This is a genomic window from Streptomyces sp. NRRL S-31 (genome assembly GCF_000718775.1).
Classification (GTDB): Bacteria; Actinomycetota; Actinomycetes; order Streptomycetales; family Streptomycetaceae; genus Streptomyces.
Genome location: NZ_JOCB01000052.1, coordinates 1 through 16,978 on the forward strand (window position 1 = coordinate 1; position 16,978 = coordinate 16,978).

At 73.4% G+C, this 16,978-nt stretch carries 16 protein-coding genes; 3 read left to right on the top strand and 13 right to left on the bottom strand.

From position 1 onward, the window contains the following. The first annotated feature begins 278 nt into the window (after window positions 1-278). Together IF37_RS0120685 and IF37_RS0120690 are read left to right on the top strand one after the other, a co-directional pair. Window positions 279-1,139 (top strand): 3-hydroxybutyryl-CoA dehydrogenase, encoded by an 861-nt coding sequence (locus IF37_RS0120685; RefSeq protein ID WP_030744600.1) that lies wholly within the window; start codon window positions 279-281, stop codon window positions 1,137-1,139. A 197-nt stretch (window positions 1,140-1,336) separates the two neighbouring features. Then, window positions 1,337-1,597 (top strand): hypothetical protein, encoded by a 261-nt coding sequence (locus IF37_RS0120690; protein ID WP_030744602.1) that lies wholly within the window; start codon window positions 1,337-1,339, stop codon window positions 1,595-1,597. Here IF37_RS0120690 and IF37_RS0120695 read toward each other — a convergent pair. The 10 genes from IF37_RS0120695 to infC all read right to left on the bottom strand — a co-directional run bounded on the left by IF37_RS0120695 (window position 1,594) and on the right by infC (window position 12,497). Continuing rightward, window positions 1,594-2,130 carry an NUDIX hydrolase gene (locus IF37_RS0120695; RefSeq protein ID WP_173456935.1) on the bottom strand — a complete coding sequence of 179 codons (537 nt, stop codon included), beginning with the start codon at window positions 2,128-2,130 and terminating at the stop codon, window positions 1,594-1,596. The two genes, IF37_RS0120690 and IF37_RS0120695, sit on opposite strands and share 4 nt — an antisense overlap. A 66-nt stretch (window positions 2,131-2,196) precedes the next feature. Further along, a complete protein-coding gene (locus IF37_RS0120700) occupies window positions 2,197-3,537 on the bottom strand; it encodes a hypothetical protein (protein WP_030744607.1) in 1,341 nt (446 codons plus the stop codon). A 207-nt stretch (window positions 3,538-3,744) separates the two neighbouring features. Next, on the bottom strand, window positions 3,745-4,818 hold the full coding sequence (locus tag IF37_RS0120705; RefSeq protein WP_030744609.1) for a PP2C family protein-serine/threonine phosphatase: 1,074 nt from the start codon (window positions 4,816-4,818) through the stop codon (window positions 3,745-3,747). Window positions 4,819-5,066: 248 nt separating this feature from the next. Then, a complete protein-coding gene (gene pheT, locus IF37_RS0120710) occupies window positions 5,067-7,580 on the bottom strand; it encodes a phenylalanine--tRNA ligase subunit beta (protein ID WP_030744612.1) in 2,514 nt (837 codons plus the stop codon). Next, window positions 7,580-8,701, bottom strand: coding sequence for a phenylalanine--tRNA ligase subunit alpha (gene pheS, locus IF37_RS0120715; protein WP_052845289.1), 1,122 nt, complete (start codon window positions 8,699-8,701; stop codon window positions 7,580-7,582). Before pheS ends, pheT begins: the two co-directional genes overlap by 1 nt. Window positions 8,702-8,856: 155 nt before the next feature. Beyond that, on the bottom strand, window positions 8,857-9,990 hold the full coding sequence (locus IF37_RS0120720) for an ATP-binding protein (protein ID WP_030744616.1): 1,134 nt from the start codon (window positions 9,988-9,990) through the stop codon (window positions 8,857-8,859). A 50-nt stretch (window positions 9,991-10,040) separates the two neighbouring features. Beyond that, window positions 10,041-10,901 carry an RNA methyltransferase gene (locus IF37_RS0120725; protein WP_030744618.1) on the bottom strand — a complete coding sequence of 287 codons (861 nt, stop codon included), beginning with the start codon at window positions 10,899-10,901 and terminating at the stop codon, window positions 10,041-10,043. 136 nt (window positions 10,902-11,037) lie between these two features. Further along, entirely contained in the window at window positions 11,038-11,421 is a 384-nt protein-coding gene (rplT, locus tag IF37_RS0120730) for a 50S ribosomal protein L20 (RefSeq protein WP_030744620.1), read from the bottom strand. Window positions 11,422-11,528: 107 nt separating this feature from the next. Then, a complete protein-coding gene (rpmI, locus tag IF37_RS0120735; protein ID WP_004933563.1) occupies window positions 11,529-11,723 on the bottom strand; it encodes a 50S ribosomal protein L35 in 195 nt (64 codons plus the stop codon). Window positions 11,724-11,834: 111 nt separating this feature from the next. Beyond that, window positions 11,835-12,497 (bottom strand): translation initiation factor IF-3, encoded by a 663-nt coding sequence (gene infC, locus IF37_RS0120740; protein WP_041667362.1) that lies wholly within the window; start codon window positions 12,495-12,497, stop codon window positions 11,835-11,837. Window positions 12,498-12,860: 363 nt separating this feature from the next. Here infC and IF37_RS0120745 point away from each other — a divergent pair, with 363 nt between their 5' ends. Next, window positions 12,861-13,217 (top strand): DUF1844 domain-containing protein, encoded by a 357-nt coding sequence (locus IF37_RS0120745; protein WP_030744624.1) that lies wholly within the window; start codon window positions 12,861-12,863, stop codon window positions 13,215-13,217. A gap of 1 nt (window position 13,218) precedes the next feature. On the opposite strand, the gene IF37_RS0120750 is transcribed toward IF37_RS0120745, so the two are convergent. The 3 genes from IF37_RS0120750 to IF37_RS0120760 all read right to left on the bottom strand — a co-directional run bounded on the left by IF37_RS0120750 (window position 13,219) and on the right by IF37_RS0120760 (window position 16,439). Continuing rightward, complete coding sequence (locus IF37_RS0120750) at window positions 13,219-13,950, bottom strand: SseB family protein (protein WP_030744627.1); 732 nt, start codon at window positions 13,948-13,950, stop codon at window positions 13,219-13,221. Window positions 13,951-14,376: 426 nt separating this feature from the next. Then, complete coding sequence (mycP, locus tag IF37_RS0120755) at window positions 14,377-15,564, bottom strand: type VII secretion-associated serine protease mycosin (RefSeq protein ID WP_030744629.1); 1,188 nt, start codon at window positions 15,562-15,564, stop codon at window positions 14,377-14,379. Then, on the bottom strand, window positions 15,561-16,439 hold the full coding sequence (locus IF37_RS0120760) for a hypothetical protein (RefSeq protein WP_253915814.1): 879 nt from the start codon (window positions 16,437-16,439) through the stop codon (window positions 15,561-15,563). Before IF37_RS0120760 ends, mycP begins: the two co-directional genes overlap by 4 nt. Between the last annotated feature and the right edge of the window lie 539 nt (window positions 16,440-16,978).

Sequence of the window (16,978 nt, forward strand, 5' to 3'; positions counted from 1 at the left end):
GCCCCCGGCAGGGGCCGGGGCCGGCCCGGCGCCCCGGGCCGCCGCCGCGCCCGGGGCCAGCGCGGACAGTGCGGTCAGCGCGAGGGCCCGCCGCGTGAGGCGCCCCATCCGCATACCCCCAACCCTTCGGATCCGCCCGGTCACGGATCGTGCCGTGGTCCAGGATGCTCCCACCCGACCGATCGATCATCGATACTTGGCGGTAACGTGCACGATCGGAGCAGGCGCCGAACCCGGAGGTCCTGCCAGCGAGCCGGAAGACCAGCGAAGGGGACGATGTGACCGACATCGAACGCGTCGGAGTCGTGGGCTGCGGCCAGATGGGCGCGGGCATCGCCGAGGTGTGCGCCCGCGCGGGACTGGACGTCAAGGTCGCCGAGACCACCGGCGAGGCCCTGGAGATCGGCCGTACCCGGCTGTTCAACTCCCTGGCCAAGGCCGCCGAGCGCGGCAAGATCACCGAGGCGGAGCGGGACGCCACCGAGGCGCGGCTGAGCTTCACCACCGACCTCGGCGAGTTCGCCGACCGGGACCTGGTGATCGAGGCCGTCGTCGAGAACGAGCAGGTGAAGACCGAGATCTTCCAGGTCCTGGACCAGGTGGTGACCCGGCCCGACGCGATCCTGGCCTCCAACACCTCCTCGATCCCGCTGGTGAAGCTGGCGGTCGCCACCTCCCGCCCGGACCACGTCGTCGGCATCCACTTCTTCAACCCGGCCCCGGTGCAGCAGCTGGTCGAGCTGATCCCGGCGCTCACCACCTCCGAGGGCACGCTGAGCCGCGCCCAGGTCTTCGTCGAGAAGGCGCTCGGCAAGCACGCCATCCGGGCCCAGGACCGCTCCGGGTTCGTGGTGAACGCGCTGCTGGTGCCGTATCTGCTGTCCGCGATCCGGATGTTCGAGTCGGGCATCGCGAGCCGCGAGGACATCGACAACGGCATGGAGCTGGGCTGTGCCCACCCGATGGGCCCGCTGAAGCTGTCCGACCTGATCGGCCTGGACACCATCGTCTCCATCGCCAACTCGATGTACGCCGAGTACAAGGAGCCGCTGTACGCCGCTCCCCCGCTGCTCCAGCGCATGGTGGAGGCGGGCCGCCTGGGCCGGAAGACCGGTTCGGGCTTCTACCCCTACGGCTGATTACCAAGAGCGACGCCCGGACGGGCCCGGCACCGGACTCCGGTGCCGGGCCCGTCCGTTTCACACACCGTGTGCGCGCCGGGCACGCATATGCCCGTCGCACACGCTCCCCACGCGCCCACCAGGCGAGTTGACTCGTCATGCGCATGCAAGGGATGCGGAACCACCCGATCCCACTCCCCGGAAGGAGCGGACACGTGACCGTAGAACCGAAGCATCCCGTGGTCCATGGAGAACTCGCAGAGTTACGGCGCCGCCTCGACGTCGCCTACGCACGGGTCGAGGGAGGGCTGGCGCTGATCCGCCACCGCACCGAGGAGACCGCCAAGGAACTGGACGAGCTGAACGCCCGGATGACCTCGCTGGAACACACGCGCTGGCCGCTGCCCTCGCTCGCCGCGCTGACCGCGCTCGGCGCGCTCGTGGTGACGGTCTGGCGGGCGCTGGCCGGCCGTTAGCCCTCGGCGAGCCTGAGGTGGTGCAGCAGGAGTAACGCGGCCGCCATGTTGGCGGCCGGGACCTCCCCACGGGCGATCAGGTCGGGGACGAGTTTGAGGGGGACCCACTCGCGCCGGTCCGACTCGAAGTCGTCCACGGGGTGCCCGACGTACTCGCCCCGGTCGGACCAGTAGATGTGGTGCCGGGCGTCGGTGAGGCCGTTGGACGGCTCCACGCTGATCAGGTGGTGCAGGGGCCCCGGCCGCCAGCCGGTCTCCTCCTCCAGTTCCCGGGCCGCCGCGTGCGCGATGTCCTCGCCGTCCTCGACGACGCCCGCGGCCAGCTCCCAGCCCCAGCTGTCGGTGATGAAGCGGTGCCGCCACAGCAGCAGTACCTCGTTCGCCTCGTTGACGACCGTGGCGACGGCCACCGGGCGCAGCCGGATCAGGAAGTGGTCCAGGTGCCGGCCGTCGGGAAGCTCGACATCTGCCAGATTGACGCTGAACCAGCGGTTTTCATACACAGTTTGTTCGCTTTGTTTCGTCCACTGCACGGTTCTGCCACCTTCCGCCGAGTAAGTGGCAATATCGCAGCAGGGACGGCGCACCCCACAGAGGGCCTACAGCGGTACGCGCAGTGCCCCGTCGATCAGTTCGGCGGCCTCGGTGGTACCGGCCGAGCCGCAGCGCACCAGATGCTCGCGCACCGCGCGGAGTCTGTCCCGCAGCCGCTGGGACTCCATCCCGCGGGCCTGTTCCGCCATCCGCACGGCGGCCGCCGCCGCCTTCTCGGCGTCGCCCCGGCGCAGTTCGATGGTGCTGAGCATGGCCAGCCGGTGCACTCTCCCCCGGTCGTGGGCCGGGCTGTCGACGGCCTCCGCCGCATGCTCCCGGGCGGCGGCGAGTTCCCCCAGACTGAGGAGCGCCTCGGCCACCTGCACGTTGACGAGCCCCGGCTGCACGTACCCCGTCTCGTCCGGCTCATGGCCCCGGCGGATCCGCTCGGCCGCCGTCTCCGCGCGCCGGATGCGGGACAGCGCGCTGCCGCCGTCGCCGAGGTGGGCGTACGCCTTGGCCTGCATCGCGTACAGGTCGGAGGCGAGCGCCGGGGTGATGTGCCGGCCGGCGGCGCGCAGCGCGGCCTCGGCGAAGGCGACGGCCTGCCGGTACTCCCGCATGAACAGCGCCTGGTTGACCAGCAGCGCGATCACGTACGCCCCCAGTCCCCGGTCCCCGCTGGCCTTCGCGAGCCGCAGCGCCTGGTGGAAGTAGCGCTGGGCGAGTCCGTGGGCGTCGGAGTCGTAGGCGCAGATACCCGCGACAGCCACCAGTCCGCCGGTCGCCCGGTGCAACTGGCGCCCGGTGGCGTCGGCGTAGCTGCCGCGCAGCAGCGGCGCGGCGTCGGCGTTGAGGAAGCCGACGATCCGCGAACGCGTCGCTATCCCGCCGGCCTTGCGGTACATCTGTTCGTAGTGCGTCCGGGCGGCGCGCAGCATCTCGATGTCGGCGACGGTGACCCGGTGCCGGCCGCCCCGGGAGACGTCGACGTCCTCGGGCGGGTTCTCCCACTCCCACACCGGCATCACGGCCGGGGTGCCGGTGACCGCGGGGGCGCCCAGCACATGGGGCCGCTGCTGTTCGTCCGACCGCCACAGCGCGGTGGCCCGCTCCACGAAACCGGACAGCGAACCGGGGTTCGGCGTGCTCGGCTCCCCGGGCACACCGAGGCCGATGTCGTCCAGCGTGACCGGGCGGCGCAGCCGGGCGGCCAGCACCTCGCAGATCAGGTCGGGCACCTGCCCGCGGGGCCGCTGCCCCTTCAACCAGCGCGCCACGGCGGTGTGTTCGTACCGCAGGGCGAGTCCGCGGGCGCGACCCGCCTGGTTGACGTGGGCGGCGAGACCGGCGTGCGAGACACCCGCCTCGTCGAGGATGGCGTCGAGCAGGGTGTTGGGCTGCATGGGATTGCCCCCCGGGTGGCCTGGTGCGGCCAGCGTAGTGGGTGTGCCTTCACACGGGGTGTGAACGGAGTGCGCGCATCCGGACGGTGCGCGCGCTGTCGCGGAGCGTGTCCGACCGGTTGACTGGGGTGTCTCGCGAGAGACCGGCCGAGCCGCCGGCTCCCCCTCGAACGACGGCGGCTCGGCCGGGGCGGGCACGGACGCCGTTCACCGGCGTGTCGTGGCCCGGCGCACCCGCGCGGCGGCGCCGCCGATCTCACCGCCCCGCGCCGCGGCCGGCGGTCGCGCCTGCTTCCGGCCGTTGCGCAGGACCAACACCGCCACGTCGTCCGTCGTCCGGCCGGCGGTGTGGTGCAGCAGGGCGGTGAAGACCGTGCGCAGCACCGTCTGGGGGGACACCTGGTGATCGCTTACGGCCGCCCGGAGCACGTCGGGCAGGGGGAAGAAGCGGCCCCGCCCGTCCCGCGCGTCCTCCGCCCCGTCCGTGAACAGGACCAGGGACTCCCCCGGCGGCAGCCGGCCGGCCAGGACGTCCAGCTCCGCCGGCAGCGGGAACGGTCCCAGCGGCGGGAGCGGCTCGGCGCGCGTCAGCGGGGCGACCCCCGTCCCGCTGAGCAGATACGGCCAGGGGTGGCCGCAGTTGAGGGCACGGACCCCGCCGTCCCGGTCGATCTCCAGCAGCAGGACGGTGACGAAGTCCTCGGCGACCGGGTTGTCGGGGGCCGGTGTGCCCTGCGCCGGGTGCTCGGCGCGGGCACGCTCGCCCAGGTGCCGGGCGAGGGCGCGGTCCAGTCTGCGCAGCACCCGGCCCAGTTCGGCCTCGTCGTGGGCGGCCTCGCGGAAGCTGCCGAGGAGGGCCGCGACGGTGCCGAGGGCGGCCAGACCGTGCCCCCGCACATCACCCATCACCACGCGGACCCCGTGCTCGGTGGCGACGGCCTCGTACAGATCGCCGCCCACGCACGCGCCGCGGTCGGCGGAGAGCTGGGCGGCGGCGACGTCGATCCCGTCGAGACGCGGCGGCAGCGGACGCAGCACGACGTTCTGCGCGGCGCGCGCCGCCCGCCGGGCGAGGCGCAACTCCCGCAGCAGGCCGCGGCGGACATGGAATATGAGGCCGGTGCCGACGGCGAAGAACACGGCGCTGGTGACGATGCGCGCCCCGAGCCCGTTCTGCTGGGCGAGCGGGCAGCCGAACTTGTAGCCGACCGCCACGGCTCCCCAGACCGTGGGCAGTACGGCTGCGCGCCCGGTGGGCGCGCGTGCCTTGATGCGGATCATGCCTGTGGTCCCCCATGTGGGCCTGACAGAGCAGACGGACCGACCCCGAAAGGCCGGTCCGATTCTGTCGACGGCATGACCCGGGCGGGCCGGATCACCCTCGCTTCCCACCCGAATGAGTGATCTCCCCTCAGCCGGCGCGCATTTATGCGGCCGGAGGGCGCGCGGCCGGGCTTCCGGGGCGCGGGAAACGGCGCGGCCGGCCACGGTGCACCCGTGGCCGGCCGCGTGCGGCGCTCGGCGGCGCCTCAGCCCCGGAGCACCGCCCCGGTCCGCTCACCGGCGAGCGCGACCGCCGCGTCCCGCGCCGCGGACGCCTCGTCCACGGTCAGCGTGCGGTCGGCCGCCCGGAACCGCAGCGCGTAGGCGAGGGACTTGCGGCCCTCACCCAGCTGCTCGGCGTTCTCGTACACGTCGAACAGCCGGATGGACTCCAGCAGTTCGCCCGCGCCCTCGCGCAGCGCGGCCTCCACCTCGCTCTGCGGCACGAACTGGTCGACCACCAGGGCGACGTCCTGCGTGGCGACGGGGAACGTGGAGATCCGCGGCGCCCGCCGGACACCGTCGCCCACCGCTTCCAGGGCGTCCAGGTCCAGCTCCGCAGCGCAGGTGCGCTCGGGCAGGCCCAGCGCCTTGCAGACGCGCGGGTGCAGCTCTCCCGCATGGCCCACGACCCGCTCGGTGCCGTCGGCGACGACCACCAGCTCGGCGCAGCGGCCGGGGTGCCACGGGCCGTACTGGCCCTTGCGTACGACGAGTTCCGCACCGGCCTCGCGGGCGACGGCACGCGCCGCCTCGACGGCGTCGGCCCAGTCCGCGGGACGGCCCTTGCCCCACCAGCCGGCCTGCTCGCGCGCGCCGGCGAGGACGACGGCCACGTGCCGCGGCTGCTCGGGCAGCGCGGCGTTCAGCGCGGCGATCTCCTCGTCGGTGGGACGCCGGTCGGCGGGCAGGTGCGCGGCGACCCGCTGCTCCTCGCGCGGGTGGAAGACCAGCCCGGTCTCGAACAGCGCCAGGTCGTGCGAGCCCCGGCCGGCGTTGCGCCGCAGCGCGCCGAGCAGCCCCGGCAGCAGCGTGGTGCGCAGCGCGGGCTCCTCGTCGCTGAGCGGGTTGACCAGCTTGACGACCCGGCGGGCCGGATCGTCCGCCTCCAGGCCGAGCTGGTCGAAGACCTGCTCGCCGAGGAAGGGGTAGTTGGGCGCCTCGACGTAGCCCGCTCCGGCCAGCACGCGGCCGACCCGGCGGTGCAGCCGCTGGCGGTGGGTCAGACCGCGGCCCGCGGAGGGCCTGGGCAGCGTGGAGGGCAGGTTCTCGTAGCCCTCCAGCCGGATGACCTCCTCGGCGAGGTCGTTGGGGTCGGCCAGGTCGGGCCGCCAGGACGGGACGGTGACGATCAGCTCGTCCTGCCCGTAGACGTCGCAGCCGACCTCCTGGAGGCGGCGCACGACCGTCTCCCGGCCGTAGTCGACGCCCGCGACCTTGTCCGGGTGGTCGGCCGGGATGGTGACGGTGTGCGGCGCCGAGGGCGCGATGACCTCGGTGACACCGGCCTCCGCGGTCCCGCCCGCGAGCAGCACCAGCAGGTCCACGGTGCGCTGGGCGGCGGCCGCGGCGGCCTGCGGGTCGACGCCGCGCTCGAAGCGGCGGGACGCCTCCGTCAGCAGCTTGTGCCGGCGGCCCGTGCGGGCGATGGAGACGGGGGCGAAGTGGGCCGCCTCGATCACCACGTCGGTGGTGGCGCCGGCGGTGTCCTCGTGGTCGGCGATCTCCGTGTTGGCGCCGCCCATCACACCGGCGAGGCCGATCGGGCCGCGGTCGTCGGTGATGACCAGGTCGTCGGCGTGCAGCTTGCGCTCGACGCCGTCGAGGGTGACGAGCTTCTCGCCCTCCCGCGCGCGGCGCACGCCGATGGGGCCCTGGACCAGCGACCGGTCGTAGGCGTGCAGCGGCTGGCCCAGCTCCATCATCACGTAGTTGGTGACGTCGACGGCGAGCGAGATCGGGCGCATGCCGACCTTCTGGAGCCGGCGCCGGAGCCAGATCGGGGAGCGGGCCTCGGGGCTCAGGCCGGTGACCGTGCGGGCGGTGAAGCGGTCGCAGCCGAACGGGTCGGAGACCTGGACCGGGTAGCCGAAGGCGTTCGGGGCCGGCACGTCGATCAGGGCGGGGTCGCGCAGCGGCAGGCCGTAGGCGATGGCGGTCTCGCGCGCGACACCGCGCAGGGACAGGCAGTCGCCGCGGTTGGCGGTGACGGCGATGTCCAGGACCTCGTCGACCAGCTCCAGCAGCTCGATGGCGTCCTTGCCGACCTCGGTCTCCGGCGGCAGCACGATGATGCCGTGGGTGCCGTCGTCGCCCATGCCCAGCTCGTCGCCGGAGCAGATCATGCCGTGCGAGACCTTGCCGTAGGTCTTGCGGGCGGCGATGGAGAAGCCGCCGGGCAGGGTGGCGCCCGGGAGGACCACGACGACCTTGTCGCCGACCGCGAAGTTGCGGGCGCCGCAGACGATCTCCTGGGGCTCACCGGTGCCGTTGGCCTGGCCGACGTCGACCGTGCAGAAGCGGATCGGCTTCTTGAAGCCCTCCAGCTCCTCGATGGTCAGCACCTGGCCGACGACCAGCGGGCCCTTGAGGTCGGCGCCGAGCTGCTCGACCGTCTCGACCTCCAGGCCGGCCGAAATGAGCTTGGCCTGGACGTCGCGGCCGGTCTCCGTCGCCGGCAGGTCGACGTACTCCCGCAGCCAAGAAAGCGGGACCCGCATCAGATCTCCATCCCGAACGGCCGGGTGAACCGGACGTCACCCTCGACCATGTCTCGCATGTCTTCGACGTTGTGGCGGAACATCAGCATCCGCTCGATGCCGAACCCGAAGGCGAAGCCGCTGTACTTCTCCGGGTCGATGCCGCACGCGGTGAGCACCCGCGGGTTGACCATGCCGCAGCCGCCGAGCTCGATCCAGCCCTCGGACGAGCAGGTGCGGCAGGGCCGGTCGGGGTTGCCGACGGACTCGCCCTTGCAGACGTAGCAGAGCATGTCCATCTCGGCGCTCGGCTCGGTGAAGGGGAAGAAGTTCGGCCGCAGCCGGGTCTTCATGCCCGCTCCGAACAGGGACTGGACCATGTGGTCCAGGGTGCCCTTGAGGTCGGCCATGGTCAGGCCCTCGTCGATGGCGAGCAGCTCGACCTGGCGGAAGACCGGGGTGTGCGTGGCGTCCAGCTCGTCGGTGCGGTAGACCACGCCGGGGCAGATCACGTAGACCGGCAGCTCGCGGTCGAGCATCGAGCGGATCTGCACGGGCGAGGTGTGGGTGCGCAGCACCATGCCGGACTCGGTGCCGCCGTCGGGGCCCTGCACGAAGAACGTGTCGGCCTCGCCGCGGGCCGGGTGGTCCGGGCCGATGTTGAGGGCGTCGAAGTTGAACCACTCCGCCTCGACCTGCGGGCCCTCTGCGACCTCGTAGCCCATGGCCACGAAGACGTCCTCGATGCGCTCCGAGAGCGTGGTGAGGGGGTGCCGGGCGCCGGCCACGACGCGGTCGTAGGGCAGGGTGACGTCCACCGCCTCCTCGACCAGCACCCGGGCGTCGCGCTCGGCCTCCAGCTCGGCCTGGCGGGCGGCGAGGCCCTTGTTCACGGCGCCGCGGGCCATGCCGACGCGCTTGCCCGCCTCCGCCTTGGCATGCGGGGGCAGGGCGCCGATCTCGCGGTTGGCGAGGGCCAGCGGGGAGGCGGGGCCGGTGTGGGCGACCTTGGCCTCGTGGAGCGCGTCGAGGGAGTCCGCGGCGGCGAAGGCGGCGAGCGCCTCGTCCCGCATGCGCTCGATCTCTTCCGGTTTCAACGTCTCGACCTCGACAGGGTCGTACGACTTATTGGGTGCCGACATCTCTTCCCGTGCTTCCGTTTGTCCCCCAGCTGACGCTGGGAGGTGCCCCCTGGCGGATGGTCCCCGTCACCGACTCGCTAGGGCCGCGTGAAGGACACAAAGGTGCCAAAGGCCGAGTCTAACGGGGTCGTGCCGGGCGGATGGCCCGTGGGCGGCTAGGCGAGATACGCCGGCATGCTCACGGGCAGCGTAAATCGGAACTCGGCGCCGCCGCCGGCGGCGCGGCCGACCAGGACGGTGCCGCCGTGGGCCTCCACGATGCCCTTGACGATGTACAGCCCCAGCCCGGTGCCGCCGCGCTTGCTGCCCCGCCAGAAGCGGGTGAAGACGCGGTTCATGGACTCCTCCGGGATGCCGGGCCCCTCGTCGCTCACCGTGACCGACGTGCCGGTTTCCTCACCCTCGCGGGGGGACGCCGAGGGCGTGACGTCAATGGTGACGGTTCCCTCGCCGTGCCGCACGGCATTTTCGATGAGGTTGCCGAGGACCTGGTCGATCTTGTCGGGGTCGGCCCACAGCGCGGGCAGCGGCTGCTCGATGCGGAGCAGGAAGCGTTCGGCGGGCTGTCCGGCGGCGACGTAGGCCTGGATGTGCCGGGAGACGGCGGCGCCGATGTCGACGGGCTGGCGGCGCACCTCCAGCCGCCCGGAGTCGATCCGGGAGATGTCCAGCAGCTCGGCGATGAGGCGGGTGACCCGGTCGGCGTCGGCGTCGACGGTCTCCAGCATGAGCCGCTTCTGGTCGTCGGTGAAGCGTTCCCACTTGGCCAGCAGGGTGGCGGTGAAGCCCTTCACCGAGGTCAGCGGGGAGCGCAGCTCGTGGGCGACGGTGGCGATCAGCTCGGCGTGGCTGCGCTCGGTGCGGCGGCGGGCCTCGGTGTCCCGGAGGGAGACGACCACGCGGCGGACCGGTCCCAGCGGCTCGTCCCGCACGTAGCGGGCGGCGACGAGCACCTCCCGGCCGCCCGGCAGCAGCAGGTTGCGCTCCGGCTGCCGCACCCGGATGGCGAGCCCGCCGTAGGGATCGGTCAGCTGCCACCAGCGGCGCCCCTCCAGGTCCTCTAAGGGAAGCGCCTTCTCCAGGGACTGGCCGAGCACTTCGGCGGACCGTACCGCGGCGATGCGGGCGGCGGCCGCATTGAAACAGGTCACACGGCCGCTTTCATCGGCTACGACGAGTCCGTCGGGCAGCTGGTCCGGGTCGAGGCCCGTGTCTTCGTCCCGCCCGGGCACGGACGCGCGCGACGCGTCCCGTCCTTCCGGCGCGGTGCTCGTGCCGGACACACTCATCCCCGTAGCCCACCTCTCAGACGGCGCAGGGCCCCGCGCTGGTCACCCTACTAGCTCTCGGTGACGGAGCGGCACCCTCCGGGGGCGCGCTGTGCCCGGGCCGACGCGTAGAGGCAGACGGCGGCGGCCGTGGCGAGGTTCAGACTCTCGGCCTTCCCGTGGATGGGGACGCGCACGACGGCGTCGGCGAGGGCTCGGGTCTCCTCGGGCAGCCCCCACGCCTCGTTGCCGAACACCCAGGCGGTGGGCTCCCCCATGGCACCCCGGTCCAGCTCCTGGTCGAGGTCGCGGTCGCCGGCCCCGTCGGCGGCGAGGACGCGCACCCCGGCCTCCCGCAGCCCGGCCACGGCCCGTTCGACGGGCACGCCGACGGCGACGGGCAGGTGGAAGTGCGAGCCGACCGAGGCCCGGACCGCCTTGGGGTTGTACAGGTCGACGGAGGCGTCGGTGAGGATCACGGCCTCCGCGCCTGCGGCGTCGGCGCAGCGCAGCACCGTGCCGGCGTTGCCGGGGTCGCGGACGTGGGCGAGGACGGCGACCAGTCGCGGCCGGGCGGCGAGGATGTCCTCGAAGGGGGTGTCCAGGAACCGGCAGACCCCGACCAGCCCCTGCGGGGTGACGGTGGTGGAGATGTCGGCGATGACCTCCTCGGAGGCGAGGTGCACCCGGGCGCCGGCGGCACGGGCCGCCCCGACGATGTCGGCGTACCGCTCCGCCGCCTCGACCGTGGCGAACAGCTCGACGAGCGTGGCCCGTCCCCCGGAGCGGTGCCCGGCGGCCTCGCGCACGGCCTGCGGTCCCTCCGCGAGGAACAGCCGGTCCTTGCCCCGGAAGTTCCGCTTGGCGAGCCGGCGGGCGGCGGACACGCGGTCGGACCGGGGGGAGATCAGCTCGGGGCTGACGGGGGGCATCCTCTGCTTCACCTTCGGGAGAGTTCCTGTGTTTCCGACGCCGGCGGACGACGGCCGGGGCGCCCCAACGACAGGACCCGCAAGCCGGCAAGCCTGCGGGTCCTACGGTGAGCGTCGACTCAAAACCGGCGTGGCGTCACGCGGCCTTGGGGGCGTTGACGTCCGCCGGCAGCGCCTTCTGCGCGACCTCGACGAGCGCCGCGAAGGCGTTGGCGTCGTTCACGGCCAGCTCGGCCAGGATCTTGCGGTCGACCTCGACGTTGGCGGCCTTCAGACCCTGGATGAAGCGGTTGTAGGTGATGCCGTTGGCGCGGGCAGCGGCGTTGATGCGCTGGATCCACAGCTGACGGAAGTCGCCCTTGCGCTTCTTGCGGTCGTTGTAGTTGTAGACCAGCGAGTGGGTGACCTGCTCCTTGGCCTTGCGGTACAGGCGCGAACGCTGACCGCGGTAGCCGGAGGCCTGCTCGAGGATCGCCCGGCGCTTCTTGTGGGCGTTGACTGCCCGCTTGACGCGTGCCACTTGTTAACTCCTTGTAGCGGGGTCGTGGTGGTGCTCACACGACCCGGAAACGACTGGGTCCCGGTGTTCGGCGTACGGCGCTCAGTGGACGGCGAGCGCCGGGTACGTCACTTGCCGAGAAGCTTCTTGATCTTCGCGGCGTCGCCCGGGGCCATCTCGGCGTTGCCGGTGAGGCGACGCGTGACGCGGGACGACTTGTGCTCGAGCAGGTGGCGCTTGCCGGCGCGCTCGCGGAGCACCTTGCCGGAGCCGGTGACCTTGAAGCGCTTGCTGGCACCGCTGTGCGACTTGTTCTTCGGCATAGCGCCGTTCTCTCCTCGTCGGTGGCGCTCCGATGCCCGGTCGTGAAACCGGGCACGGTGGAGCGTCGCTCTTGTTTCGGTTACATCCTCGGGGACACGGGTCCCCCGGGATCACGCCTCGGCAGGCTCCTCGGACGGCGCCTCGGCCTCGGCAGGGTTCTGCGACTTGCCGGGGTTCGCCTTCGCGTCGGCCTTGCGGGCCTCCTGCGCCTGACGGGCCTCGGCCATCGCCTCGGTCTTCTTCTTGTGCGGACCGAGAACCATGATCATGTTTCGGCCGTCCTGCTTCGGGTTCGACTCCACGAAACCGAGGTCCTGGACGTCCTCCGCGAGACGCTGCAACAGTCGGTAGCCCAGCTCGGGGCGGGACTGCTCACGGCCACGGAACATGATCGTGATCTTGACCTTGTCGCCCTGCTTGAGGAACCGTACGACGTGACCCTTCTTGGTGTCATAGTCGTGCGGGTCGATCTTCGGCCGGAGCTTCATCTCCTTGATGACCGTGTGCGCCTGGTTCTTGCGCGCCTCACGGGCCTTCATGGCCGACTCGTACTTGAACTTCCCGTAGTCCATGAGCTTGCACACGGGCGGACGGGCGTTCGCCGCGACCTCGACCAGGTCCAGGTCGTACTCCTGCGCAAGCTCCAGTGCCTTCGCGAGCGGCACGATGCCGACCTGCTCGCCACTGGGACCGACAAGTCGCACCTCGGGAACGCGAATCCGGTCGTTGATGCGGGGCTCGGCGCTGATGGATCCTCCTCGGTAGCACCACACGGCGGTCTGGCGGACAGCCGCGCAACGTCTGTGTTCGTTAGACCTAACCGCGCCGAAGCAACAAAAATGCCCCGGACGATCACATGCGGGGCTCCAAACACTTCCGGAGCACCGCCGCGATGCCGCGGGGCGCGCTTTCGGGCGACTCCATCGCCCGTACGGAACGATGGCGGTCGCCTGACCGGGTGACCCGCCGTCCCGGAGGACGGTCAGGTGGGAGATCGGAGCCTCCACTTGTGGGCCGGTCGCCCTGGTACCCATTGATACCCATGACATGACCGGCCGGTCGACGTCCAGATTACCAGGATCCCTTGACAAGGGCTAATTGAAGGGCGCCGGACCGGACCACCTATGGTGTGGGACATGAGTGACACCCCTCCTGAGTCCCCCGACTTCGACGCGATGACCCGGGACATCGCCGAGGTCCCCGCCGTCGAGGTGATCGTGACGGTCGCCGTCAACCTGATGAGCGCCGCCGCCGTGAAGCTCGGGCTGAGCGAGGAGGGCGAGAAGTACAAGGACCTGGACGAGGCGCGGAAGCTGATCACCGCGCTCGCCGGTCTGCTGGACGCGGGCGCGACCGAGGTCAGCTCCTTCCACGCGGCTCCGCTGCGCGACGGTCTGAAGTCGCTCCAGCTGGCGTTCCGCGAGGCGTCGATCGTCCCGGACGAGCCGGGCCAGGGACCGGGCGAGAAGTACACCGGGCCCATCTACCGCTGACCTACTCCTTCGTGTACAGGGGCTCGCCCGGAGGCGTGGTCCCGGCCGGCAGCAGTGCCAGGTCGAGGCCGCGCACCAGGCGGGCCCGCAGTGTCTCGTCGGCGGCGAGCCGCTCGGCGACCGCGCGGGCGGCCTCGGCGGGCGGCGCGGCCGGGTCCAGGACCAGGGCGAGGGTGCCGTCGGCCTGCCCGGGACCGAGGTGGGCGCGCAGCACGGCGGGCTCCGCCGCCACCGCCGTGCGGACCGCCTCGACCACGGCCGGGTCGGTGAGCGGGTCGGTGCCGGTGCGGCCCTCGGCGAGGGCGAGCAGCGCCGGGCCGGTCAACTCGAACGGCACCGGTCCGGCGAGGTCGAGCACCACCGTGTCGGCCTTCTCGTGCGCGGCGGCCTGGAGCGCCTGGTGCAGGGGCACGGCGACCGGGCGGGCCTGCGGGTCCCAGCGGGCGAGGGAGTCGGTGGAGGTGAAGGCGGGCAGCGCGGTGCGGTGGCCGGCCTTCAGGGTGGGTACGGCCATGTCGCTGGTCTTCTCGCGGCGCAGGCCGTTCTCGTCCTCCTCCACCTCGCCGAGCACGGCGACGACGGGGACCAGCAGCCGGGCGCCCTTGAGCGCCTCCAGGACGGGCCCGAGGGCGCCGCGGTCCTCGGCCCAGGCGGCGAGCGCGGCGCTCAGCCGGGGGTCGGCGGAGCCGTCGTCGTCGGAGAAGCCGGGGTCGGGAATGTTCTTGTTCGCCACGGTCACCGACCCTATCGGGGCCGGACGGCCGACCGTGTGCGGGGCCGGGGCCGCCGGTGTCACGGTCCGCCTTGGAGACCCGGCCGTTCCCTGATCCGGTTCACGGGCCCGTCCCACAGCGTGCACAGCGCCCGCCCCCGGCATCGCGGGCGTGGACGCGTCCCACGCCCGTCCCGGCGCCGTCCGCCCCGGTACGCCGCCCTCGCTCCGGTACGCCGCCCTCGCCCTGGTCGCCCTGCTCGCGGTGATCGCCGTGCTCGCCGTGGTCCGGGGGTGGGGAGCAGGCGGGCGCCGCCGCACCGGGCAGGGACAGGTGTGTCCCGCTACGGCGCACGGGGAAGCAGATGGTCCCGCCACGCCAGGCGAGGCGAGGGGCGTGGCGGGCCTGCCGCGCCAGGCTGAGCGAAGGCGTCGCCGGGCGGTGGCTCAGGCCAGGGGGCGGCGGCTCCGCCAGAGGGCTACCGCGGCCACCAGGAGGACCGCGCCCGCGCCGCCCGCGAGCGGGGCCGCCCAGCCGGAGGCGCCGCTCGCGGCCCTGGCGGTGTCCGGGCCGGCGCCGAAGTACTTCTCGCCGTACGTCGCGGCGTGCAGGCTGGTGGGCTCCAGACGGTCGGCCGCCCTCAGGGCCGCAGCGGGGTCGATCATGCCGAAGCCCCGGGAGTCGTCCCGGCCGCCCACCGGGGCGTCCCGCGCGGTGTCCTCCAGCACCTTCTTGACCTGGGCCGGGGCCAGGCCGGGGTGGGCCGACCTGATCAGGGCCGCCGCGCCCGAGACGAAGGCGGAGGCGGCGCTCGTGCCCCACCCCGCGTAGTACTTGTGGTCCGGGTCGGCGATGACGACGTCGACGCCGGGCGCGCTGACGGCGGCGTACCAGCGACGGGTCGAGAACGCGGCGCGGGTGCCGTACTTGTCGACGGCGGTGGCGGCGATGACGCCCGGGTAGGCGGCCGGGTAGGAGACGTGGTCGCCCTTGTCGCCGCCGTTGCCCGCGGAGGCGACGACCACCACGCCCTTCTTCAGGGCGTACTGCACGGCCTCGTCCTCGCCGGGTTCCGGATGGGCGGACTTCGAGTCGTCGCCGAGGGAGAGGTTGATGACGTCGGCGCCGTGGTCGGCGGCCCAGCGGATGCCGTCGGCGAGGGCGTCGCCACGGGTGGTGCGGGCCTTGGCGCGGGCGGGGTCGCCGTCCTCCAGGATCACGCGGACCGGCAGGATCCTCGCCTCGGGCGCCACCCCCATGACACCTTCGCCGGCGCCGGGGCCGTGGCCGTGCCCGGCGATGATGCCGGCCATGGCGGTGCCGTGCCGGGCCCAGGTGCGGTCGCCGGGACCGGCACCGAAGCCGATCATGTCCTTGGCGGGCAGCACGTTGCCGACGAGGTCCGGATGGTCGGCCTCCACACCGGTGTCCAGGACGGCGACGGTGACGCCCTGCCCCTTGGTGGTCTGCCAGACCTCGTCCAGGTGGAGGGCGGACAGGCCCCACTGCTGACCGCGGAGGCCGTCGGCACGGGCCTCGGTGGACGGCAGCAGGGCGAGGGAGCCGGCGAGCAGCAGGCTCACCGCGGCTCCGGACGCCACCGCACGGCGGCGGCGGCCCGTCGATCGGGTCATGAGGACGTCTCCGTGGCCGTGCCGATGGTCGTGCGCAGGCGCCGTTCGACGCGGTCGGCCAGGCCCTGGGCCTCGTTGCCGAGGCCCGCCTGGGCCGGGGCGGTGGTGGCCCCGGAGCGGACCGCGTCCGCGGCGGGCTGGGGCGCGTCGACGACGCGGCCGTCGGCCCAGCCGGAGACGGCGTAGGCGACGACGGGGGCGTCGGTGAGGACGGTGAGGGTCCAGGAGGCCCGTTGCCGGTCACCGAACGCGGCGGCGGCCGAGCCGGCGGCGGCGTACGGCCGGGGCATCAGATCGGTGCGCCGGTCCAGGTGCTCGGCGCGGAAGCGGGCGGCGAGCGCGGCCATGGCGGCCGGGTCGGCCTTGGTGAACAGCAGGCCGACGGTGGTGACGTAGCTCTGGGTGGCGTCGGTGTAGGTGGCGCGCAGCAGCCGCCGGCAGCCGACCGGGGCGAGGGCGCGGTCCAGCAGCGGGTCGAAGGCGTGGGCGCAGCCGCTGTCCGGGGCCACGGCGATCCGGGTCCAGGTGCGGTCGGCTCCGCCGGGGCCGGCGCCGGTGCCCTCGACCGTGGGCGGGAACAGCTCGTCCACGGGCACGTTGTGCCAGAGCGCCCCGGCGGTGCCGTACGCGTTCCGGGCTCCGTCGTCCTCGGCGTCCCCGAGGAGCCACTTCCCGGTCACGGCACCGGTGATGAGACCGAGGCCGAGGACGAGGCAGAGGGCGGCGGCGGCAGTGCGCGGGCCCGTCCGGACGCGCGTGCGCTCGCCGAACGTCTCCGGCTCCGCGAACGACACGACGGGCCGGCCGGCCGGGTCCGCGCTCCAGGAGTGCGTCGGGGCCGGTTCGCCGGGGCCCGCCGGACCCCAGGCGGGCACCTCGGGCCCGGCACCGGCCCCACGGAACCGACGGCCGCCGGACACACCAGGGTTCCGACCGGGCGGGGGGCCGTCGAGCGACTGGGCCGCAACCGAGTCTCCGGGCTGCGTGGCGGGAGCGGAGACGCCGAGGGGCTGGCCGGGGACCGGGTCACCGGGACGCTGGGCGGAGGCGCCGTGCGGCTCGACGGAGACCGGGACACCAGGCGGCTGGGCCGGGGCGGAGACCCCACGGGCCTGGCCGGGAATCGGGTCACCGGGCGGCCGGGCAGGGGCGGGGGCGCTGAGCGGCTGAGCGGGCGCCGGGGCGCCGGGCGGCTGGGCCGGGGCGGAGACCCCACGGGCCTGGCCGGCGCCGGAAACGCCCTGGCGCCGACCGGGGACGGAGGCGCCGAGCGGCTGAGCGGCTCGGCGGAGACCGGGGCACCAGGCGGCTGAGCATGGACGGGGCCACCGGGACGCTGGGCGGAGGCGCCGTGCGGCTCAGCGGGCACCGGGGCACCAACCGGCTGGGCCGGGACGGGACCACCGGGAAGCTG

Coding starts and splice junctions, on each gene's coding strand:
- IF37_RS0120700 (WP_030744607.1), bottom strand. CDS start 3,537: ATGCAGCCCAACACCCTGCTCGACGCCATCCTCGACGAGGCGGGTGTC.
- IF37_RS0120705 (WP_030744609.1), bottom strand. CDS start 4,818: ATGATCCGCATCAAGGCACGCGCGCCCACCGGGCGCGCAGCCGTACTG.
- pheT (WP_030744612.1), bottom strand. CDS start 7,580: ATGCGGGTCCCGCTTTCTTGGCTGCGGGAGTACGTCGACCTGCCGGCG.
- pheS (WP_052845289.1), bottom strand. CDS start 8,701: ATGTCGGCACCCAATAAGTCGTACGACCCTGTCGAGGTCGAGACGTTG.
- IF37_RS0120720 (WP_030744616.1), bottom strand. CDS start 9,990: ATGAGTGTGTCCGGCACGAGCACCGCGCCGGAAGGACGGGACGCGTCG.
- IF37_RS0120725 (WP_030744618.1), bottom strand. CDS start 10,901: ATGCCCCCCGTCAGCCCCGAGCTGATCTCCCCCCGGTCCGACCGCGTG.
- rpmI (WP_004933563.1), bottom strand. CDS start 11,723: ATGCCGAAGAACAAGTCGCACAGCGGTGCCAGCAAGCGCTTCAAGGTC.
- IF37_RS0120745 (WP_030744624.1), top strand. CDS start 12,861: ATGAGTGACACCCCTCCTGAGTCCCCCGACTTCGACGCGATGACCCGG.
- mycP (WP_030744629.1), bottom strand. CDS start 15,564: ATGACCCGATCGACGGGCCGCCGCCGCCGTGCGGTGGCGTCCGGAGCC.